23 protein-coding genes are annotated in these 20,915 nt (G+C 67.0%); 14 read left to right on the forward strand and 9 right to left on the reverse strand.

What is annotated here, in order from left to right; all coding sequences use genetic code 11:
- The first annotated feature begins 244 nt into the window (after window positions 1-244).
- Window positions 245-895, forward strand: a complete 651-nt coding sequence (locus tag AC3WLB_RS22620) for a C40 family peptidase (RefSeq protein WP_492509947.1) — start codon at window positions 245-247, stop codon at window positions 893-895.
- Here the strand turns inward: AC3WLB_RS22620 and AC3WLB_RS22625 are convergent.
- On the reverse strand, window positions 871-2,991 hold the full coding sequence (locus tag AC3WLB_RS22625; protein WP_492509949.1) for a heavy metal translocating P-type ATPase: 2,121 nt from the start codon (window positions 2,989-2,991) through the stop codon (window positions 871-873). The two genes, AC3WLB_RS22620 and AC3WLB_RS22625, sit on opposite strands and share 25 nt — an antisense overlap.
- Window positions 2,988-3,347 (reverse strand): Cd(II)/Pb(II)-sensing metalloregulatory transcriptional regulator CmtR, encoded by a 360-nt coding sequence (cmtR, locus tag AC3WLB_RS22630; RefSeq protein WP_492509951.1) that lies wholly within the window; start codon window positions 3,345-3,347, stop codon window positions 2,988-2,990. The genes AC3WLB_RS22625 and cmtR overlap by 4 nt, the downstream gene beginning before the upstream one ends.
- A 103-nt stretch (window positions 3,348-3,450) precedes the next feature.
- Between cmtR and AC3WLB_RS22635 the strand changes: the two genes are divergently transcribed.
- Window positions 3,451-3,690 (forward strand): hypothetical protein, encoded by a 240-nt coding sequence (locus tag AC3WLB_RS22635; protein WP_492509953.1) that lies wholly within the window; start codon window positions 3,451-3,453, stop codon window positions 3,688-3,690.
- Between the two features lie 20 nt (window positions 3,691-3,710).
- Here the strand turns inward: AC3WLB_RS22635 and AC3WLB_RS22640 are convergent, their stop codons facing one another.
- Together AC3WLB_RS22640 and AC3WLB_RS22645 are read right to left on the reverse strand one after the other, a co-directional pair.
- Window positions 3,711-4,220: a GNAT family N-acetyltransferase gene (locus AC3WLB_RS22640; RefSeq protein ID WP_492509955.1), complete on the reverse strand. Its 510-nt coding sequence runs from the start codon at window positions 4,218-4,220 to the stop codon at window positions 3,711-3,713.
- The gene (locus AC3WLB_RS22645) at window positions 4,217-4,564 is read right to left on the reverse strand and encodes an ArsR/SmtB family transcription factor (RefSeq protein ID WP_492509957.1); all 348 of its coding nucleotides are present in this window, start codon (window positions 4,562-4,564) and stop codon (window positions 4,217-4,219) included. The genes AC3WLB_RS22640 and AC3WLB_RS22645 overlap by 4 nt, the downstream gene beginning before the upstream one ends.
- Before the next feature lie 90 nt (window positions 4,565-4,654).
- On the opposite strand from AC3WLB_RS22645, the gene AC3WLB_RS22650 reads away from it, so the two are divergent.
- Window positions 4,655-5,980: an NAD(P)-binding domain-containing protein gene (locus AC3WLB_RS22650; protein WP_492509959.1), complete on the forward strand. Its 1,326-nt coding sequence runs from the start codon at window positions 4,655-4,657 to the stop codon at window positions 5,978-5,980.
- Between the two features lie 16 nt (window positions 5,981-5,996).
- The gene (locus AC3WLB_RS22655) at window positions 5,997-7,217 is read left to right on the forward strand and encodes an MFS transporter (protein WP_492509961.1); all 1,221 of its coding nucleotides are present in this window, start codon (window positions 5,997-5,999) and stop codon (window positions 7,215-7,217) included.
- On the opposite strand, the gene AC3WLB_RS22660 is transcribed toward AC3WLB_RS22655, so the two are convergent.
- Genes AC3WLB_RS22660 through AC3WLB_RS22670 form a run of 3 tightly spaced genes read right to left on the reverse strand, consistent with a single transcriptional unit; the run spans window position 7,193 to window position 8,962 of the window.
- Window positions 7,193-7,588 carry an arsenate-mycothiol transferase ArsC gene (locus AC3WLB_RS22660; protein WP_492509963.1) on the reverse strand — a complete coding sequence of 132 codons (396 nt, stop codon included), beginning with the start codon at window positions 7,586-7,588 and terminating at the stop codon, window positions 7,193-7,195. The two genes, AC3WLB_RS22655 and AC3WLB_RS22660, sit on opposite strands and share 25 nt — an antisense overlap.
- Window positions 7,589-7,618: 30 nt before the next feature.
- Window positions 7,619-8,275, reverse strand: a complete 657-nt coding sequence (locus AC3WLB_RS22665; RefSeq protein WP_492509965.1) for an arsenate reductase ArsC — start codon at window positions 8,273-8,275, stop codon at window positions 7,619-7,621.
- A gap of 12 nt (window positions 8,276-8,287) precedes the next feature.
- Window positions 8,288-8,962, reverse strand: a complete 675-nt coding sequence (locus tag AC3WLB_RS22670; RefSeq protein WP_492509967.1) for an arsenate reductase/protein-tyrosine-phosphatase family protein — start codon at window positions 8,960-8,962, stop codon at window positions 8,288-8,290.
- Window positions 8,963-9,011: 49 nt separating this feature from the next.
- On the opposite strand from AC3WLB_RS22670, the gene AC3WLB_RS22675 reads away from it, so the two are divergent.
- Window positions 9,012-9,758 carry an aquaporin gene (locus tag AC3WLB_RS22675; protein WP_492509969.1) on the forward strand — a complete coding sequence of 249 codons (747 nt, stop codon included), beginning with the start codon at window positions 9,012-9,014 and terminating at the stop codon, window positions 9,756-9,758.
- A 13-nt stretch (window positions 9,759-9,771) separates the two neighbouring features.
- On the forward strand, window positions 9,772-11,169 hold the full coding sequence (locus AC3WLB_RS22680; RefSeq protein WP_492509971.1) for an FAD-dependent oxidoreductase: 1,398 nt from the start codon (window positions 9,772-9,774) through the stop codon (window positions 11,167-11,169).
- 16 nt (window positions 11,170-11,185) lie between these two features.
- Here AC3WLB_RS22680 and AC3WLB_RS22685 read toward each other — a convergent pair whose 3' ends face one another.
- Together AC3WLB_RS22685 and AC3WLB_RS22690 are read right to left on the reverse strand one after the other, a co-directional pair.
- Window positions 11,186-11,521, reverse strand: coding sequence for a thioredoxin family protein (locus tag AC3WLB_RS22685; protein ID WP_492509973.1), 336 nt, complete (start codon window positions 11,519-11,521; stop codon window positions 11,186-11,188).
- Between the two features lie 142 nt (window positions 11,522-11,663).
- The gene (locus AC3WLB_RS22690; protein WP_492510013.1) at window positions 11,664-12,644 is read right to left on the reverse strand and encodes a bile acid:sodium symporter; all 981 of its coding nucleotides are present in this window, start codon (window positions 12,642-12,644) and stop codon (window positions 11,664-11,666) included.
- 240 nt (window positions 12,645-12,884) lie between these two features.
- Between AC3WLB_RS22690 and AC3WLB_RS22695 the strand changes: the two genes are divergently transcribed.
- From AC3WLB_RS22695 to AC3WLB_RS22730, 8 genes are all read left to right on the forward strand, one after another.
- The gene (locus AC3WLB_RS22695; RefSeq protein ID WP_492509975.1) at window positions 12,885-13,205 is read left to right on the forward strand and encodes a heavy-metal-associated domain-containing protein; all 321 of its coding nucleotides are present in this window, start codon (window positions 12,885-12,887) and stop codon (window positions 13,203-13,205) included.
- Window positions 13,205-15,439 (forward strand): heavy metal translocating P-type ATPase, encoded by a 2,235-nt coding sequence (locus AC3WLB_RS22700; protein WP_492509977.1) that lies wholly within the window; start codon window positions 13,205-13,207, stop codon window positions 15,437-15,439. Before AC3WLB_RS22695 ends, AC3WLB_RS22700 begins: the two co-directional genes overlap by 1 nt.
- A gap of 45 nt (window positions 15,440-15,484) precedes the next feature.
- Window positions 15,485-15,916 (forward strand): DUF6153 family protein, encoded by a 432-nt coding sequence (locus AC3WLB_RS22705; protein ID WP_492509979.1) that lies wholly within the window; start codon window positions 15,485-15,487, stop codon window positions 15,914-15,916.
- A gap of 79 nt (window positions 15,917-15,995) precedes the next feature.
- Entirely contained in the window at window positions 15,996-16,604 is a 609-nt protein-coding gene (locus tag AC3WLB_RS22710; protein ID WP_492509981.1) for a DUF305 domain-containing protein, read from the forward strand.
- A gap of 150 nt (window positions 16,605-16,754) precedes the next feature.
- The gene (locus tag AC3WLB_RS22715; protein ID WP_492509983.1) at window positions 16,755-17,210 is read left to right on the forward strand and encodes a hypothetical protein; all 456 of its coding nucleotides are present in this window, start codon (window positions 16,755-16,757) and stop codon (window positions 17,208-17,210) included.
- Between the two features lie 335 nt (window positions 17,211-17,545).
- Window positions 17,546-18,391, forward strand: coding sequence for a M23 family metallopeptidase (locus AC3WLB_RS22720; protein ID WP_492509985.1), 846 nt, complete (start codon window positions 17,546-17,548; stop codon window positions 18,389-18,391).
- Window positions 18,388-19,668 (forward strand): peptidoglycan DD-metalloendopeptidase family protein, encoded by a 1,281-nt coding sequence (locus AC3WLB_RS22725; protein WP_492509987.1) that lies wholly within the window; start codon window positions 18,388-18,390, stop codon window positions 19,666-19,668. The genes AC3WLB_RS22720 and AC3WLB_RS22725 overlap by 4 nt, the downstream gene beginning before the upstream one ends.
- A gap of 325 nt (window positions 19,669-19,993) precedes the next feature.
- On the forward strand, window positions 19,994-20,911 hold the full coding sequence (locus AC3WLB_RS22730) for a WD40/YVTN/BNR-like repeat-containing protein (protein WP_492509989.1): 918 nt from the start codon (window positions 19,994-19,996) through the stop codon (window positions 20,909-20,911).
- Window positions 20,912-20,915 lie beyond the last annotated feature (4 nt).

A 20,915-nucleotide genomic window follows, 5' to 3' on the forward strand; every position in this document is an offset into this window, starting at 1 on the left:
CTTGGCCGGCACGCGAACCAGCACGGGAAGGCGAGCGGCGCATCCGCCGAGCAGGAACCCAAGGACATTCGTGCCCAAAAAAGACGACGACCGCCGGCCCAACCCGCAGCCTCAAACACGACGGGAACTCCGAGAACTCGAATCTCGTCGAAAGACCGCCGTGGCGCCCAAGCAGCGGCCTTCGGCCGGCCCGCCGAAGAAGTCGTCGGGGTCGCCGCGGCGGAAGGCAGCGACCATCGTGGTGATGACCCTCACCGGGGGACTGATCGCGACGATGGCCCTGCCCGCCTACGCCTTCGGTGGCGGCGGCAACTTCGGAATCGAGCAGAGTGGTGCCGAATCAGGGGAGCAAACCTTGATTGTGCCTGACGCATCCGCAGCCCTCGCGGTGAGCCGGGACAATTACACCGCGCCCACGCTCGAAGAACTTGAGGCCTCTCGCCAAGCCGCTGCGGCCGCGGTTGCCGCCACCCAGGCAGCTGAGGCCGCTGCCGCAGCCAAGAAGAGCGCGCCCGCGGCGGCCCCCTTCGCCGTCAACCCACCCTCAGGCCCCTACAGCGGAGAGGCAATCGTCGCCTACGCGCAGCAGTTCGTGGGCGTCGTCCCTTACGGAACGGGCGCCACGCCGGACACGAGCTTCGGATGTGACGGACTCACTCAATACGTGTTTGCCGCATTCGGCATCTACTTGCCGAGAATGGTCTCAAACCAGGCCGCGATGGGAATCCCAATTGCCCCTGAGGACGCGCAAACCGGCGACCTCGTGGTCTGGCCAGGCACCCACATCGGCATATACGACGGAAACGGCCAGAGCATCGACTCTCCGGACTGGGGCCGCTTCGTAGAGCATCGCCCACTCTGGGGCAGCTACTACTTCGTGCGGATACTCGGCTGATTCCGTACCCTTGACGCGGCTGGCGGTGTGCCGGTCGGGTCAGGGAGGGCGGGGAGAACTGCTCGGCCACGCGCGGCACGGAGGCCGTTGGCGATGACGACGACTTCCGCGATCTCGTGCACCAGCACCACACCGGCAAGGCTGAGCACTCCGAACAGGGCGAGTGGGAACAGCGCGATGATGATCGCCAAGGCGAGCACGATGTTGCCTGTCATGATCCGCCGTCCACGGCGGGCGTGGGCCAGAGCCTGCGGGATCAGTCGTAGGTCGGTGCCGGTGAACGCGACGTCGGCGGATTCGATCGCCGCAGCCGACCCGGTGGCGCCCATCGCGATGCCGACATCGGCCGCGGCGAGGGCGGGAGCATCGTTGATTCCGTCACCGATCATCGCCGTGCGCCGTTCGGCCCGGTAGCTCTCGATCGCTGCGGCTTTGTCCGCGGGCATCTGCTCGGCCCGGTACTCGGTGATCCCGACCTGGCCGGCCAGCGCTTTCGCGGTGCGCTCGTTGTCGCCGGTGAGCATCACCGTGCTCACTCCCTGCTCCCGCAGCTGGGCAACCGCGGACGCCGCTTCGGGCTTCAGTTCGTCCCGGATGCCGAGAAGACCGGCGGGCTCGCCGTCGATCTCGACGACGATGACCGTCATGCCCTCCGCCTCCAACGCCTCGCATCGCGCCGCGAGCTCACCCGCGGCCACCCACCGAGGGCTCCCCGCGCGGACAGGGGAGGTCTCGATCCGGCCGGAGACGCCCTGGCCGGGGAACTCGGTCACGTCCGTCACGGTCGGCGGATGCGGCTGCTCGGCCAGGATCGCGGAGGCCAACGGGTGCGTGCTGTGCGCTTCGAGCGCGGCCGCCACGTCGACCACCTGGCGGCGATCGGCCGTGCGGGTAGTTTCGACGGCGACGACCGCGGGGCGGTTGCGGGTGAGGGTGCCGGTCTTGTCGAACGCGACGAGCTGCACTGCCCCCAGTTGCTCGAACGCCTCGCCGGACTTGATGACCACTCCAAACCGGCTCGCTGCCCCGATCGCGGAGATCACCGTCACTGGAACTGCGATCGCCAACGCGCACGGCGACGCCGCAACCAGCACCACCAGGGCGCGCTCCGTCCAGGTCGTCGGGTCGCCCACGAGGAGTCCGAACACGGCCACCAGTGCGGCGATGATCAGAACGATCGGAACGAGGGGGCGTGCGATCCTGTCGGCGAGCCGAGCGCGCTCGCCCTTGCGGGCCTGAGCCTGCTCGACCAGGCGCACGATCGTGGTGAGCGAGTTGTCGCGGCCGTTCGCGGTTGCTTCTACCTGAAGGCTTCCGGTGCCGTTGATCGCTCCCGCCGGCACCGGGTCACCGGGGCCGACCTCGACCGGGATGGACTCGCCCGTGATGGCCGACGCATCGATGCTGCTGCGCCCCGAGGTCACGACACCGTCGGTGGCGACGCGCTCGCCTGCCTTCACCAGGAGGATGTCGAGTTCCTGAATCTCTGACGCCGGCACGTCGACTGGGCCAGAGGGGCGCGAGACTGTGGCTGTTTCCGGGATCAGCGACAATAGTGCGCGGAGGCCGTTTCTGGCACGGTCCATTGCTCGATCCTCGAGAGCTTCCGCGATCGAGAATAGGAACGCCAGCGCAGCTGCTTCACCGATGTGACCGAGCAGCACGGCGCCGATGGCGGCGATCGTCATCAGCAGGCCTACACCGAGGCGGTGGCGGATCAGCCGGCGGATCGCGCCTGGCACGAATGTCGACGCCCCAGCGATCAGGCTCAGCGCGAGAACGATCATGCCGGCCAGGCCGAAGCCGGTCCATTCCAGGATGTAGCCGACGGCCAGGAACACGCCAGCGGCGATTGAGACCAGAAGGTGGCGGTCCTTCCACCACGCCGACAGCTCCTCACCATCGCCGTGATCGTGTTCATCATCCGAATGCTGTTCGTGCTCGTCGTGGCCGTGAGCTGTGTGATCGTGGTCGTCGGTGTCGTGAGCGCATTGAGTAGCCGGCGGTGCAGTACGCGGGGCGCCGAGGTTCAGCGCCGTGCGGCCGCCGATCGAGAGGGCGATCGGCTCGTCGGGTCCGCAGCACTCCTTGCTCATGCGATCGCTCCCGGTCCGCAGCACAGAGGTACATCACAGTTGTCGTCTACGCATCCGGTGCCGTCCTCGACGGCCAGCACGACGTCGAGCAGCCCGAGGAGCGCGCGGGTGAGGTGAGGGTCCGCGATCTCGTAACGCGTCTGGCGCCCTTCCGGGATCGCCGCGACGATGCCGCAGCCGCGGAGACATGTCAGATGATTCGACACGTTCGAGCGAGTGAGTTCCAGATCACGAGCCAGCTCGGCTGGATAGCCAGGCTCCTCGATCAGACTCAGCAGAATTCGCGAACGGGTCGGATCGGCCATCGCGCGACCGAGACGATTCATGACGTCGAGTTGAGAGGCAATAGTCAGCACCCACTGACCATACAGCGAAGGCTGAACTTATTCGACCGATAGGCCAGGGACCAAATGCGGGGACTTATTGCAAACCAGCGCGACGGTTCGCCAGAGTGGCCGTATGGCGCGCTTCGTTTCTCTCCCGGATCGGGAAGGGCCCGCAGGCGCTGCGCGCATGTGGATCAATCCCGAGCACATTGTCTCGCTCGTCCCGAAACTTGGCACGGACGGGGCTCGGCACATCCTGCGTGCTGAGATCAAACTTGTCGGCACGCCTGCATTCGACGCATGGCTCGGCGCATTCGAATCAGCAGCCGATGCCGACGAGCGCTGGAAAGGGTTTCTAGCCGGACTTGGTTGAAGAGCGGAGGGGGAAACCGCTCATCGAACGCTTCGTCGTTCGATGAGGATGGTGTCTCGCCATTGGTTGGCCCAGGGGCCGTAGGTCATCAAGGCGATGCGTTCGCGGGTGCCAATGCGGCGGAAGCCGGCCCGGTCGTGGAGGGCGAGGCTGGCGGTGTTCTCGGGGAAGATGCTCGATTGGATCGTCCAGATGCCTGCGTTCTCGGTGGCGGCGATGAAGGCGTCGACGAGCTGCCGCCCGACGCCGTGTCCTGCGGCCGCGGGGGAGACGTACACGGAGTGCTCGATGACTCCGCGGTAGACCTCGCGGGCGGAGACGGGGGAGGCGGCTACCCAGCCGATCACGGCCCCGGTGTCGTCGATGGCGACGAGGCGTCCGATGTCGAGCTTGCTGGCGTCGAACTGTTCCCAGCTCGGCGGGTTCGCTTCGAAGGTGGCGTTGCCGGTGTCGATACCGGCGCGGTAGATCGCCTCAACGGCGGGCCAGTCCGTGCCGGCCATCGGCCGGATGGTCACGGTGCCGGTCATGAACGGAGCGCTTGGGCCGCCCGGTCGAGGGCGTCATCGACGACGCGGTAGTAGGCCCAGCGGCCGCGCTGCTCCCGCACGGCAAGGCCGGCATCGACGAGCTGCTTCATGTGGTGCGACACGGTCGGCTGTGACAGCCCGACGGGCTCGGTGAGGTCGCAGATGCACGCCTCCCCGCCCTCACTTGCCGCGATCAGGGACAGCAGGCGCACCCGTGTCGGGTCACCGAGCGCCTTGAAGGTGTGTGCGATTCGCTCGGCTTCCTCCGCCGTGAGCACCCCGCCGGTGACGGGAGTGCAGCAGGCCGCCGCATCCGTGGCCAGCAGGGGAAGTGCGATCGTCATGGTTCGATCCTCTCACGTCGTATTGACATCTGTCGATGCATCGAGCAATCTCGATGTATAGAGGTGTGTCGATGTGTGAGGAGTTGAACGGTGCAGAACGAGCTACCTGTCGTCGTGATCGGTGCCGGCCCCCAGGGGTTGGCTGCAGCCGCGCACCTGGTCGAGCGGGATCAGCCGGTGCTGGTGCTCGAGGCCGGCGAGAGCGCCGCGGCCGCGGTGTCCCAGTGGGGTCACGTGCGGCTGTTCTCCGAGTGGAGTGAGCTGGTCGACCAGGCCGCGGCCCGGCTGCTCGGGTCTACCGGCTGGGAAGCGCCCACGACCGGTTACCCGACGGGTGCGCAGTGGATCAGCGGCTACCTCGCCCCGCTGGCCGCGGAGCTGGGTGACCGCATCCGCTACGGTTCGCGCGTCGTCGGCGTCTCCCGCCGAGGCCGCGACCGCCTGGTCGACGCGGGCCACGCAGAGCAGCCCTTCACCGTCCACGTCGAGGCTGCTGATGGCACCGAGTACCGGGTGGATGCGCGCGCGGTGATCGACGCATCCGGCACATGGTCGACTCCGAACCCCGCCGGCGCCGATGGCTTGCCCGCCCTGGGGGAGCGTGCGGCCGCGGAGCTGCTGGACTACCGCATCCCCGACTACCGTGCCCGAACGAAGTACGAGGGCGCGCACAGCTTCGTCGTCGGTTCCGGGCATTCGGCCGTGACGGCCGTGATCGCGCTCGGCCGGATCGCGCGCCGTGACCCGTCGACGAAGGTCACCTGGGTGCTGCGCCGCGGCACCGTGGGGAACACGTTCGGTGGGGGAGAGGCCGATGAGCTGCCCGCGCGCGGCCAGCTCGGCATCACCGCGAAAGAGTTCGTCGACGCCGGCCTGATCGACCTGGTGACCGGGTTCCGGGTCGAGAAGATCGCCCGTGACGGCGATCAGGTGCTTCTCACCAGCGAAGACGGTCGCACCCTCGCACCCGCCGATCACGTGGCGGTGCTGACCGGGTTCCGCCCCGATCTGTCGTTCCTGTCGGAGCTGCGACTGGAGCTGGACGCAACGCTGCAGGCGCCGGTGCGAATCGCGGCCGAGGTCGACCCCAACCTGCACTCCTGCGGGTCGGTCGCTGCGACCGGCGCCGCTGACCTTGCGCAGCCGGAGCCGAACTTCTATCTGGTCGGCGCCAAGTCCTACGGCCGAGCCCCGACGTTCCTGGCCATGACCGGCTACGAGCAGGTCCGCTCGGTCGTCGCGGAACTCGCCGGCGACCACGAAGCCGCAGCCCGCGTGGAGCTGGTTCTGCCCGACACGGGCGTGTGCGGGGGAGCGGGCCTGTTCGACTCCACCGGCACCGCGATCGGCGGGAGCTGCTGCGCTCTGCCGGAGCAGCCGCTGATCCAGATCGGTCGCGCGCCCGCCAGCGTGTAACCGCAGCGTCATTTCGATGAGGTGGTGGGCGGGGCTTGACCGGGTCGTGGTGCTGTTGTGCATCACGGAGGTCGTGAGCTGGGGCAGCCTGTACTACTCCCTGCCTGCCGCGGTCGGAGCCATCAGCGCCGACACAGGATGGGCGGTCGTGACGATCACCGGCTGTTTCTCGGCCGGCCTGATCGTCTCGGCCGCGGTCGGCATCCTCGCCGGCCGCTTCCTCGACCGGTGGGGACCGCGGGCCGTCATGGCTGCCGGGTCGGTCCTCGCGGTGCTCGGCCTGGTGCTGCTTGCCGGGGCGACGACGGTGCCGGTGTTCCTGGCCGCGTGGCTTCTGATCGGGGTCGCTCAGGCCGCGGTGCTGTATCAGCCCGCGTTCACGGTCATCGCCCGCCACTACGGCTCCGGCCGCGACAAACCGATGCTGATCCTCACCCTCGCCGGGGGGCTTGCGTCCACGATCTTCGTACCGATCACCCTCGGCCTCCTCGTCGTGCTCGACTGGCGCGCCACCTATCTCGTGCTCGCCGGCATCCTCGCCACCATCACCATCCCCCTGCATCTCCTCCTGCCCACGACCCGAGACACCGCCCCGGCCCCACGACCGGAGCGTGACGGGCGAGGGCTGGTGGTGCGGTCGCGGCGGTTCGTGCTCCTGGCCGCCGGCATCACCGCAGTCACGTTCAGCTCCTACGCCGTGACCTTGAACCTGCTGCCGCTGGTGACCGAGCGCGGCTACTCCGCCGGTATCGCAGCACTCGCGTTCGCTCTCGTCGGCGTCGGCCAGGTCGCCGGCCGGATCGGCCTCACCGTCCTCACCCGCACGGTGCCAGCGCACCATCGGCCGCTCGCCGTGGGCGCGTTCGTGGCGATCACCCTGGGGCTGTTCGCGATCGTGCCTGGTCCGGTGTGGCTGATCGCCGTCGTCTCGGTTCTGGCCGGCGCGGCCCGGGGTGCGCTCACGCTGGTGCAGGCAACCGCTGTCCCGGCCCGGTGGGGAACAGCCCGGCTCGGAGCCCTCAATGGCATGTTCTCCGCACCGATTACCGCCGCGACAGCAGTTGCGCCCGTTGCCGGTGTTGCCCTCGGGGTGGGCTTGGCGTCCTACCCGGCCGCCGCCGCGGTGTTTGCCGGCATTGCTCTGGCGGGCGCGGGCTGCGCGTTCCTCGCTGACCGGCACGCATCATGGCCGGCCGGCGATTCAGTCGCGGGTCAGCGCGTGAGGATTGTCGACTGAATCTGAGCGGCGACGGCCTCGCGCAGAGGCCGCACCGCGTCGGCGTCCCAGGCCTCCGGGTTCGGGAATGACCATTCCAGCACCTCGCCGCGAGGTGTCGACGGCAGAGCCAGTCCCGGCTTCATCAGCACCACAATGTCGGCCTCGTCGAGGTCCGTAGTTGTGACCGCGCGCGGCACGTTGCCCGAGATGTCCACGCCCAGCTCGGCGACCGTTGCGGCCACGGCCGGGTTCACTTCGTCGGCGGGCGAGAGCCCGGCCGAGGAAGCGGTGAACCGGTCACCGGCCAGGTGGTCGAGGAGCGCGGCCCCGAGCTGGGAGCGGCCGGCGTTGTGCTGGCAGATGAACAAGACGGTGGGTGCGGCGGTCATGGATCGCTTTCAGTAGGAGTGCGGGATCGTTCAGGCGTGCGAGCTGGTGAATCGAGAGGCGACGTGGAGCTCGTCGAGGAGGGCGAGGACGCGGCGCTCGATCTCGTCGCGAATCGGCCGAATATCGGTCGCGGCCAATCCCGCCGGGTCGTCGAGCACCCATTCCTCGTAGCGTTTCCCGGGGAAGATCGGGCAGGCGTCTCCGCAGCCCATCGTGATGACGACGTCCGCGGCGCGCACGACCTCATCCGTCCACGGCTTCGGGTACTCGTTCGAGATGTCGATGCCGCGCTCGGTCATCACGGCGATCGCCTCCCCGTTCACCTGGTCGCCCGGCTCGGAACCGCCCGACCAGGCGACCGCGTTATCGCCGGCGTAGTGCTCGAAGAAGCCGAGCGCCATCTGCGAGCGGCCAGCGTTGTGGACGCAGAGGAACAGCACGGTGGGTTTGCCGTCGAGGTGCTTTCCCTCGACCCGGGCGAGGCCGTTCAGTCGCTGGCGGGCGAACTTCTCGGCCAGCAGCGGCAAGAACGTGGTGACTTTTGCGCATCCCGCGAACTGGTCGTAGGAGGAATGCAGGAACCGTTCGATCGTCTCCACGTTGAAGGTGCCGGCGAAGTCGCGCTCGAGGCGAGTCGCCGCGGTCTTCAACGCGTACTGCTGATCGAGGGTGATGGCGGGATTCATGGGTGCTCCCTTTCAGGATGCGGCAAGCCGCGGAGCGAGGTCCGAGATGCGTCGTTGCAGCTCGGCGTAGGTGGTATCGAACGCGGCAGCAGTGCCGATCCGAACCGGGTCCGGGATCGACCAGTGAAGGTTCCCGGTCACGCCCAACTCTTCATGGGCGTTATCGCAGACAGTGACAACGAAATCGTTGTCCGTGAGCACCTCAGCCAGAACGCGTGGCTGCGCATCCGCGAGGGTGAGGTCGTGACGGCGAGCGGCGGCGATCGCGCCCGGGTCGATCCGCTCGGCCGGATGCGTGCCCCCGGACGTGGCCGGGATAGCCGACTGTTGCTCCCAGAGCGCGGCCGCGAGCTGCGATCGGGCTGAGTTCGCGGTGCAAACGAACACCACCCGATCGGCGCGCTCGAGCGCGCCAGGGGTGAGCCCGTCGAGCGCGGTGTCGGTGAGGTGCACATAGGAGCGGCGCTTGTCGGCTTCCGACCGGGACCGGGCAACCATCCCGGCCGCCTCGAGCGCATTCAAGTGGTGGGTGATGAGGTTCGACTTGATGCCGAGCGCCACCTGGATTTCCGTCGGGGAAAGATCTCCCAACGTGAGGAGGTCGACGATCCGGAGCCGTGCGGGTTCGCTGAGCGCGGCGTGCTTCGCTGCCCGCCACTCCACCTGGTCACTTCGCTCAATGTTCATTGTTTCAATCTTGACTGAACTATATGGTTCGAGTCAAGATGGGGCCGACATGCAAACCAAACCCCCTCACACCGTGCCGGCCCGGCCGCATCTGGCACGCCGGACGGCCGCCGAGTTCGTGGGCACCGGGCTGCTCGTGACGGTCGTAGTGGGTTCCGGGATCGCGGCGCAGCAGCTCTCGGCCGGCGACGTCGGCCTGCAACTGCTGGAGAACAGCATTGCCACCATGCTCGGGCTTGCGGTGCTGATCTTGATGCTCGGCCCGGTGTCGGGGGCGCACTTCAACCCGGTGGTGTCCATCGCGGACTGGCTCATCGGTCGCCGCGGCCACGGCCTCCCGGGGCGCGATCTCGCCCCGTATCTGCTGGCTCAGATCGGCGGCGGGATTGCCGGCACTCTCCTGGCTGGCGTCATGTTCGACACCGCCCCGACCCTCTCGACGACTGCCCGGGCCACGGGCGGGCACCTGGTCGGTGAGGTCGTCGCCACGGCCGGCCTGGTGCTGCTGATCTTCACTCTCGCTCGCACCAGCACGGGCGTGGTCACCGCGGCCGCGGTCGGCGCCTACATCGGGGCGGCGTATTGGTTCACCAGCTCGACGTCGTTCGCGAACCCGGCCGTGACCATCGCCCGCATGTTCACCGACACGTTCGCCGGCATCGCGCCCGCATCTGTCGCCCCGTTCATCCTCGCGCAGCTGCTCGGCGGGGCCATCGGCCTCGGCCTGCTGCTCGTGTTCTACCCGACCGCTGCCCGCACCGCGCGCGACGTCGTCATCCCTGTCGAAGCCCACTGAAAGGCACACCCTCATGCATCTTGTAGCGATCGGCGGAAGCGACGCCGGAATCTCCACCGCGCTCCGCGCCCGCGAACTCGACCCCACCGTCGACGTCACCGTCGTCGTCGCAGACGCCTATCCGAACTTCTCCATCTGCGGCATCCCGTACTACTTCTCCCGCGAGGTCAACCCGTGGCAGTCGCTCGCGCACCGCACTCACGCGGACCTTGAGGCGACTGGGATGCAGCTCCGTCTTGACACCCTCGCCACCAGCATCGACGTCGCTGGCCAGCAGCTCACCGTCTGTGACGCCAACGGGGTGGAGTCGACGATCGCCTATGACGAGCTGATGGTCGGCACCGGTGCATCCCCGTCGACTGTCGGCATCGCCGGGATTGGCCCCGATGGGCTTGGCCCGGACGACGGGGTGCACGTGCTGCACTCGATGGGCGACACCTTCGCGCTCGAGCGCTACCTCGACGAGCATCAGCCCGAAACCGCGATCATCGTCGGCGCTGGCTACGTGGGCCTCGAAATGGCCGAAGCCCTCACCGTCCGCGGCCTGAAAGTCGCCCAACTGCAGCGCGGCCCCGAAGTGCTCTCCACTCTCGACCCCGAACTCGGCTCTCTCGTTCACGACGAACTCACCCGCCACGGCGTCGACGTCGTCACGAACGCCCGCGTCGAAGGCATCACCCGTGACGGCGGCCGCCTCACCGTCACCGGGTTTGAGAACGGCTATGGCTTCGCCCGCGCCGCCGACCTCGTGCTCGTCGTCGTCGGCGTGCGACCCAACACCAGCCTCCTCACCGCGGCCGGCGCGAGCACCGGTGCCGGCGGAGCGGTCGTCGTCGACGAACAGATGCGCACCGGGCTGCCCCATGTTTGGGCTGCCGGCGACGGCATCGTCACCCACCATCGCCTCCTGGGCGTCACCTACCTGCCCCTCGGCACCACGTCCCACAAGCAGGGCCGTGTGGCCGGGGAGAACGCGATCGGCGGTGATGCCCGGTTCGCCGGCAGCCTCGGCACCCAGGTCGTGAAAATCTTCGACCTCGTCGCCGCCCGCACCGGACTCCGCGACCACGAAGCCGTCTCCGCCGGCTACACGCCCCTCAGCGGCACCGCGATCGCAGACGACCACAAGGCGTACTACCCGGGCGCGAAGCCGCTCAGCATCCGCATCACCGGCGACACCGACAACGGGCTCCTGCTTGGCGCGCAGCTCGTCGGCGCCCGGGGAGCTGAGGTCGCCAAGCGGGTCGATACCTACGCCGTCGCGCTGCACCACGGCATGACCGTTGACGCGATGAGCGACCTTGACCTCTCCTACACGCCTCCGCTCGGCTCCCCGTGGGACGCCGTGCAGGTCGCCACCCAAGCCTGGAGCCGGCAGCGACGAGCCGAACTGAGCACGGCAGCCCGGTGACCGCACTGCCGTGCGGTCAGTGCCTACGAGTGCGGATCGTGTCTTCCAGCGCTTCGACCGTCGGCATCCCCGCGAACCCGGTTGCGGTGCGGTAGACCCGGCAGGCCAGCTCGGTGGTTCGTGCCCCTTCCGGGAACGCGTCGGTGCCATCGATCAGAATCGTTGGTGACCCCGCGAAAGGGACGGCTGCGGCATCGTCGGGCGAGGCCAGCAGCCGGTAGGTCACGGCGGTGTCAGAAAGCCCTTGTCGATCGAGGGCCTCCTGCACGCGGCGGCCGGCCTCGATCCAGTTCGGGCACTCATCGATGTGCAGAATCTCAACGTTCATCCGACATCCTTCATCGTTCGTCATTTGCGCGTCGACCGAGGGGAGAGGGCGACCCAGAGCCCGCATCGGCGGCAGATGTAGGTGCCGTCGCCGTGGAGTTCATGAAGCCGCTGCAGGGGCAGATTCCGCCCGCAGCAAGAGCATTCAGCGGTGCGCTCGGTCGACGTCATGGCGCAATCTTGCCACGGTCAACCGCACGGCCACGGGTCAGGCTGGGCACCAGGCGAACAAAGATCACCATGCCCACCAGCTCCACGAGGGTCTGCGTGACGACCGCGAGCGGGGCGATACTCAGAGACGCCGGCAATGCCAATGCAAGCGGGAGCACGACCAGAGAGTTCCGGGTCGAGCCGCTGAACATCACCGCACGGGTCGCCGGCACATCGAGACGCGCAAACCGGCCTGCGGCGAGGCCAACGAACAGCAGCACCGCCAGGAACGCCACGTAGATCGGGACGACCCGGATCAGTGCGACGGCTTGGCCGCCGACGGCGGCGATCTGAGAGCCGATCACGACCGCGAGGGTGACCATCATCAGCGGCACCATCGCGGCCGCCATGACGTCCTCGATAGCGCGGCCAGCGCGGTGCCGGCGGGCGATCGCTTGCACGATCGCGGCCGCGACGAGCGGGGCGACGATCAGGATCAGGAACGCCTCCACGAACGGCTCGATCTCGATCAGCTCGACCGCATCACTGCCAGCGAACAGCAGCAGGTAGAGCGGCAGCAGAACGATCTGCAGCAGCATCAACAGGGGCGCTGCAGCAAGGAGACGGGCCTTCGCGCCGCCGGCGAGGCCGGTGAACACGATCACGTAGTCGATGCACGGGGTCAACAGCACGAGGAGCACGCCGAGGAGCAGGCCGCGGTCATCCGCCACGAACCGGGAGAGACCGAACACGACCAGGGGCACGACGACGAAGTTGACGATCAGGACAGTGCCGAGGAACCGGATGTCGCGGAACGAGCGGCCGACCTCGATCAGCGGCACCCCGAGGAACGTCGCGAACAGCAGCAGCGCCAACACCGGGTTGATCGCGACCGTCAGCGCCGGCGCGATGCCCGGGGCGAGCGAACCGATCAGACCGCCGAGAATAATCGCGGCAACGTAGAGGGGCACCTGCTGCCGATCCCACCACTCCACCATCGTCTTCACCCGGCTCAGCCTAGAGAAGAACCAACCGGCCTACCGGCGGCCCTGTCGAAGCGCTCAGCACGCCTGCAGATCCTAGTGCTGAAAGCGGCTAATTCAGCGCTCTTTACTGGGAGGCGCGACAGACCTGCCTCATCGCGCTGCAGGTCCACCTATGAGCTCTAACTATTACGGGGTGGGGGTATAGTGGGTGTACCCCAAGGGGGTATGCAATTCACCTACTGAAGGAGCACCATGCACAGCGTCACCAATGACCTCGGCCTCACCGATGCCCGCGGCGGCTGCAGCTGTTCGACCACCGGCCACTCAGCAGGCAATGTGGCGGCCAGCAGCGTTGTCTCCGAGGACTTCTTCGTTACTGGGATGACGTGCTCGCACTGCGTGGCGAGCGTCACCGAGGAAATCTCCGCTATCGAGGGCGTCGACGGTGTGCAGGTGGACCTCCGAGTTGGGGGCAACTCCCGAGTGACCGTCTCCAGTGCGGCGCCGATCGATGCGGCCGCTGTGCAGGCGGCCGTCGAGGAAGCGGGCTACTCCGTGGCGGCCACCTCCTGATGGCTGTCGCCGATGTGGAGCTGAGCATCGGCGGGATGACGTGCGCATCCTGCGCCAACCGGATCGAACGCAAGCTCAACAAAGTCCCCGGCGTGGAAGCGACCGTCAACTACGCCACAGAGAAGGCGCGAATTCGAGCAAGCTCGGAACTCACCGCCGACGAGCTGATCTCGGTAGTCGAAGCCGCGGGCTACAGCGCATCCCTTCCTTTGCCCGCCATCAGCGGCGAAGAAGCCCAAGCCTCAATTACAGATTCGGAGACAAATCAGCTCCGTCGACGTCTCCTGATCTCGACCGCGCTCTCCATCCCTGTCGCCGTACTGTCGATGATCCCGGTGCTGCAGTTCACGAACTGGCAGTGGCTGGCGTTGACCCTTGCTGCCCCCGTCGCAATCTGGGGAGCGTGGCCCTTCCACCGGGCGGCGTGGATCAACGCCCGTCATGGCGCCGCGACGATGGACACCCTGATCAGTGTGGGAGTGCTCGCCGCGTTCGGCTGGTCTCTCTACGCCCTGTTTCTCGGAACCGCAGGCGAGCCCGGGATGCGGATGACGTTCAACCTCTTCGGTTCGAGCCACGGCGAGGAGATCTACCTTGAGGTCGCTTCGGCGGTGACCGTGTTCATCCTCGCGGGCCGGTACTTCGAAGCCCGCGCGAAACGGGACTCCGGCGCAGCGCTTCGAGCGCTTCTGGAACTCGGAGCCAAAGAAGCGGTTCAGCTTCGGGACGGCCAGGAAGTGCGCGTGCCCGTCACTGCGCTCAAGCCCGGTGACCAGTTCATCGTCCGTCCGGGAGAGAAGATCGCCACCGACGGATTGATCATGGATGGCGCTTCGGCGGTCGATCTCAGCATGCTGACCGGTGAATCGGTGCCTGTTGAAGTTGGAACGGGTGACCGTGTCGTTGGCGCGAGCGTCAATGTCGGAGGTCGCCTCCAGGTCGAGGTCACTCGCACCGGAGCCGACACGGAACTCGCCCGTATGGGACGCCTCGTCGAGGACGCTCAGGCCGGCAAGGCAGACGTGCAGCGACTCGCCGATCGCGTTTCCGGAATCTTCGTTCCCGTCGTGATCGGACTGGCCGTCCTCACCTTCATCGGATGGGTGATCGCGTCCGGGTCCGTTGAAACGGCGTTCACCGCGTCGGTTGCGACACTGATCATCGCCTGCCCGTGCGCTCTCGGCCTGGCAACCCCGACCGCGCTGCTGGTTGGCACGGGCCGCGGATCGCAACTGGGCATTCTGATCAGGGGCCCCCAGGTGCTCGAACAAACCCGTCGCATCGACACGATCGTGCTCGACAAGACAGGAACCGTCACCACGGGCAACATGACTGTGCTCGGCGTGGTGCCGGCACCGGGCGAGAGCGCGGAGGAGATCAGGTGCATCGCAGCCGCTGCAGAAAGCGGATCGGAGCACCCCATCGCCCGGGCCATCGCGGCTGCAGTGCCGGTGATCGCGCCGATCGAATCGTTCACGTCGCACAGCGGTCACGGAGTGCAGGCGATCGTTGACGGGCACCTTGTCCTCGCTGGCCGCACGAGCTGGCTTGCCGAGCAATGGAACATCCTTCCGGACCCTCATCTGGTCGCAGCTAAGGCAGCTGCGGAGAAGGACGGGCGGACCGCCATAGCTGTGGCGTGGGACGGCGCCGTGCGCGGCATCGTCGTCGTCGGGGACACCCTCAAGCCCGGCAGCATCGCGGCGATAGCCGAGTTCCGGAAGCTGGGCCTCGAGCCCGTCCTGCTAACAGGAGATAACGCGGGCGCAGCACATCTGATCGGTCACGCCGCCGGTATCACAGATGTCCGCGCCGGTGTCACGCCACAGGGCAAGCTCGATGCCATCCGGGATCTCCAGGCGCAGGGTCATATCGTGGCGATGGTGGGCGACGGAGTGAATGACGCCGCCGCCCTGGCCGCCTCGGATCTCGGGATCGCGATGGGTGCCGGCTCCGATGCAGCGATCGCCGCCGCCGACATCACAGTCATGCGTGACGATCTTGGCGCGGCCGCGGACGCGTTGCGGCTGTCCCGTCGGACCTTTGGAATCATCAAGGGCAACCTGTTCTGGGCCTTCGCTTATAACGTGGCCGCGATTCCGATCGCAATGCTGGGGCTTCTGAACCCTCTGGTCGCAGGAGCTGCGATGGCGTTCTCGTCCGTTTTCGTGGTGTCGAACAGTCTCCGCTTACGCCGATTCACCCCCCGCACATCCACAGCGGGATCCCGGTAGCGGGGGATACGGTGACGGGCAGGAGGTGGTGAACGGATGAGGCTGATGACGCTCCGCGCCGCCATCCTGCGTCCCGCCGCCGTGCAACGAACCGTTGTGCTGCTCGGTGTGGTGCTCGCGATCGTGCTGGGTCTACTCGCGATGCACACCATCGCCTCCGGCATGGGCGGGCACAGCGAACCGGCAGCCACCGTGATGACGGTCGACGCGGATCACCAGATGTCAGGTACTCACCCTGACTCCGGCCCGTGCTCGGGTGATTGCGTGCCAGAGCCCAGTCATGACATGACCGCAATGGTGTGCGTCCTCGCCTTGATGGTCGGCGGGGCACTGCTACTGGTCGGTCTGTTTCGCAGTGCGCAGCAGCGTGATCCGAGGCCGCAGATCCGCGTCCTCGTTTCCGCATTCCGCTCCGTCCGATCAGCACCATTCCGAGATCCGCCCGACCTCCTCAAATTGTCCATCAGTCGAACCTGATTCATCACACAGCTGCCCTCACCGGCCGCTTCTCCGTGCCCAGAATCATCACCACCACATCGACTGAACGGACTCACCCATGTCACGAATTCGCACCACCCTTGTCCTCACCGGCGCTCTCGCTGCCGCACTGACCCTCGCCGGCTGTTCCTCGGACTCCGGTTCCATGTCCGGAATGGACCACGGCTCCAGCAGCACCGTGGCACCTTCCCCAGGCGTTGATGCGAGTAGCTTCAACGACCAGGACGTCATGTTCGCCCAAATGATGACCGCCCACCACCAGCAAGCCATCGAGATGTCAGACATGCTCCTGAGCAAGTCCGGTGTCAACGAAGACGTCGCTGCGTTCGCCGAGAAGATCAAAGCCGCGCAGCAGCCAGAGATCGAAACCATGACCGGCTGGCTGGAGTCGTGGGGGGAGTCCACCGACAGCATGTCGGGCATGGATCACAGTGGTGGCGGGATGATGAGTGACGACGATATGGCCGCGCTCGAGCAGGCCGACGGCCCTGCTGCAGGGAAGCTGTTCCTCGAGCAGATGATCCAGCACCACCAGGGAGCCATCGACATGGCTCAGACCGAAGCTGACTCCGGTGAGAACTCGGACGCCGTCGCCCTCGCCAAGAAGATCGTCACCGACCAGACGGCAGAGATTGCGGAAATGCAGTCCATGCTCGCCTCTCTCTAACACCCTCAGTGGGGCCACCGCGAGACAACGTTCGCGCCTTCGCGGTGGCCCCGCTACCCGCCCCTGACAGAATCACGGTTGGTTCTCTGTGATCAAACCGTTACCCTAGGGCGGTATGCCCGGCCCGGCCCAACGACGAATGAGGACACGATGACGGAGAACACGCCCCGCGTTTCTCCGCCTCGCCTGCCGTTCTGGGCCCGGGTCGCGGTCGTCGTTCTGGCCATCGCCGCCGCCTGCCTGGGTCTCGTCACTCTGCACTCCACGGACAGCCACCAGCTCGCCCACTCACACGACGGTGTCAGCGGCGTCCACAGCCACTCCGACATCCAGACAAGCGGAGCAACCACCCTCGCCGGTTCTGAAGAGACGGACGGGGCCTCTGGGTTCCTTGCAACGTGCGACGGCTGCGCACTGGGAACGGTAGCCGGGGCAACAGGTGCCGCGCTTCTGCTCCTGCTCCTGGCCGCGGCCTTCATTCTCATGCAGAACCCGGCTGTCTTCGCACGCCTCATCGACCGAGGTCGCGTGATCAGCGGAGCCATAGCGACACTGCCTCGACGTTTGACCCCACCACCTCTCGTCTTGGGTATCAGCAGAACGTAGAACCCGGCCACACCTCTGGCCCTCACCCTCGACCGACACGGCGAGGACGGACGCTCCGCGCGCGCTCTCCTGCCGCAGCGTCCGCTGGTTCTTTGCTCTCCTGACGAAATGTGCTCTTGACTAACCCAACTCCCGACGCCCCGGCCTACCCAAGCCGGCGCTCTCTCCGCACCCCACCCTCACAACCCGACAACACCCCCTACCCTCGCCGCCGCGACCTCCGCGAACCCTCCAGCAACCCCGAACCAGTACGACGTCGAGACCTCCGGACTCCGTCAACTCCGGACACCACCGGACTCGACGAGCTCGAAACCACCGCCGTCGCGGCCCCCCTGGTGGCCGCGCTGGCCCTGCCGCAGGTCAGCACCCCGGCCGTCGACCGGCCATCCAACAACCGCCCCGAACCCACAGCACAGCCGCTGCCGCTGCCGCTGCCGCTCCCACAAACGCGTCCCCTTCGCCGCGCCGCCACAGCAGTGCGCCGTGTCCATGCGAGCATCGCGATGACTTTCATCGGGCTACTCGCGGTCACGATCGCGATCCCTGCTGCGGCGGCCCCTGGCGCGAATGGGCCCCTGCCGACGTCGTCCGGGTGGGACACGCAGACGCTGGTCGCAAACGGCGCAGCCGTTGCCGTGCAGCGCGACGGGTACTCCGTGACAGAAGCACCCCCGCCCCCGCCGCCGCCTGTTGTGGTGCCCGCGGCGTCGAATGTGTTCGCACGAACGGCGGATACCTTCACCAACAACCCGCTGTCGCCCATCCAGTGGCCCTTCACCACCGGAGTGCCGATCAGCGACGGGTTCGGCCCCCGTGCGGCCCCTTGCGGCGGCTGCTCCAGCTACCACAAGGGCTTGGACATGAACCCGGGGCAAGGCACCCCGATACAAGTGGTCGCAGAAGGAGTTGTGACTGTTGCGCAGTCCACCGATAACGGAGGGCTGGGGGTCTATGCCGAGATCGAGCACGTCATCGATGGGCAGAGGATCACGAGCGTGTACGGGCACATGCTCGAAGGCTCCCTCCAGCTGACCGAAGGCCAGATCGTGACTGTCGGACAGCAGGTCGGGAACGTCGGCAACACGGGAACCAGTACGGGGGCTCACCTCCACTTTGAGATCCACGTCGACGGGTCACCAATCGATCCCTACGCGTGGATGAGCGCCCACGTGCTGCCATGACCTGGGCCCTGAACGCCCGCACTCGTCTCCTCGCGGTGGTCCTGACCGCGTCCGCGATTGTGGGCGGCGGCATGGCCGCGCCCACGGCCGCGGCGGAGTATCCGAGCTGGGAGGACGTCCTCGCGGCACAAGCGAACGAAACGACGAAACAAGCCGAGATCGGGAACCTCCAGAGCCTGATCTCCAATTTGAGTGCTGAAGTCGTCTCCGCCCAGGAACGCTCCGCCCAGCTCGGCGCCGACTACGAAATAGCCCAGGAACGCTTCGACACGGCACTATTCCGATCCGACGAGTTAAGAGCTCAAGCCGTCGCTGCGCAGGCGACCGCGGACGCGTCCGCGCAGCAGGCCGGCCGGTTCGCAGCCCTTCTCTCACGGTCCGGTGGCGGCGGGCTGTCGATGACGTTACTTTTGAGCGAATCCGGCGACGCCGACAGCCTGCTGTACCAGCTGGGCACGATGAGCAAGATCACCGAATCGTCCTCGCAGGTGTATCGACAAGCCGCCCAAGACACGAACACCGCCGCAGCCCTTACCGATCAAGCCGACGTTGCCGCGGGAGAGCTGGAATCACTCGCAAGAGAAGCCGCCCGAGTCAGAGACGAAGCAATAGCGGCTCAACAAGCCGTGGAAGACGCCCTCGAAGCTCAGCAAGCCAACCAAGCCGACCTCGAGGCACAGTTGGCGGTCCTGACGGAAAACAGGACCGCCACCGAGGCCGACTACAACGCCGGTGTCGCCGCTCGAGCGGCCGCGGAGGCCGCCGCGGCCGCGGAGGCCGCCGCGGCCGCGGCACGTGCCGCTGCCGCAGCCGCGGCCGCAGAAGCCGCAGCGGGGGCGGGCCAGCCGGTAGCGGGCACGTCGGGATGGTCCAGTCCCTTCCCGGGCGCGTTCTCCACTGACGAATACGGGATGCGTGTGAATCCCGTCGACGGCGGCTACCGTCTCCATGCCGGGCTGGATCTCGCCTACAACGGTGGGACCTGCGGGGCGCCGGTCTATGCCGCAGCTGCCGGTGAAGTGACCTTTGCCGGCCCCAATGGTGGCTTGGGTAACAACGTTCAGGTCGGGCACGGCGGCGGTGTGACCACCAGCTACGCCCACAACACCAGCCTCGTCGTCGGTCGAGGCGAATCTGTCGCAGCCGGCCAGATCCTCGCCTACGCCGGCACGACCGGGAACTCCACCGGATGCCATCTCCACTTCGAGACCCGTGTGGGCGGGAACCCGCAAGACCCTCGCGCATTCATGGCTGACCGAGGAGTGGGATTCGGATGAAACGCTGCATAAGACTGCTTCTCACGGCCGGCATCCTCGCTCTCGGAATCTTCCTTGTCACCCTCCCCGCTCAAATCGCACACGCGCACATCCCGACGCTGTCCACCTCTGCAGCGCAGTCCGTGCAGAAGCCCAGCAGCAACCGCACCCCGACCGTGCCGCCCCAGCCGGAACCAGCGATACCGGACAGCGTTGCCGATGACGTTGCCTGGCTGACAGGCGTCGTGATCTCCCTGCCGGTGCTCGCGGTGCTACTCGCCGTACTCGTCTCCACCACCCGGCAGCGCCGAGACCGTCGACCCGTCAAACGACCAGGACAAAGCTATTGAAATCCCGTATTCGCACCATCCTCGCCTTCACCACAGTCGTGCTAGCGGGCACCACACTGGTCGCCTGCAGCTCCGAAACCAGCCCCCGCGCAGAACCAGCCATCGAGTTCGAGCACACCCACGGTTTGGGCTACGACTCCAAAACCGGAATCGTCTTCGCCGCCACACACACCGGCGTGTGGAAACTGCCCACTGACCGGCTTCCTTCATCGTTCGGCTCAGGAAGCCTCGTCAGCACCCCGAACGACGCTCCGGTCCTCATCGAGGATCGTCAGCAAGACACGATGGGCTTCTTCGTGACCGACACGGGCACCCTCCTCGGCTCCGGACATCCCGACCCGGCCGATCCAACCGCTCCCGCCAACCTCGGCCTAATCACAAGCGACGACGCAGCCAAGACGTGGTCCGCCGTGTCCCTCTACGGCGAGGTCGACTTCCACGACATCGCCGCGACCACGGCCGCTTCGGGTGCTTTGCGCGTCTACGGGTACGACGCCACCCGGGCCACGATCCTCATTAGCGATGACAACGGAACCACCTGGTCGGACGGTGCCGCTTTGGAGCTGCGCGACATGACCACCGACCCAAGCAACCCCGACCGCATCTACGCCACAACAGCAGCTGGCCTTCAGGTCAGTGACGACGTTGCACGCTCTTTCACCCCGGTCGCCGATGCACCCGCGCTGGTCCTCATCGACGCCACCGACACCGGCTACGTCGGCATCGACACCGCAGGAGCCATCTGGATCAACGACGGGACCGGATGGGTGCAAGGCGCAACTATCACCGGCAGCGCGCAGGCCCTCGACTATGTCGGAGGCTCCGAACCGTGGCTGCTCATCAGTGACGATCGTGGAGTGGTCGCCACTGCCGATTTCGGAGCTACCACCGTTCCCCTCATGGAGGTGCCGTGACGGA

The sequence above is a fragment of the Herbiconiux sp. FW305-C-125 genome (genome assembly GCF_058783455.1).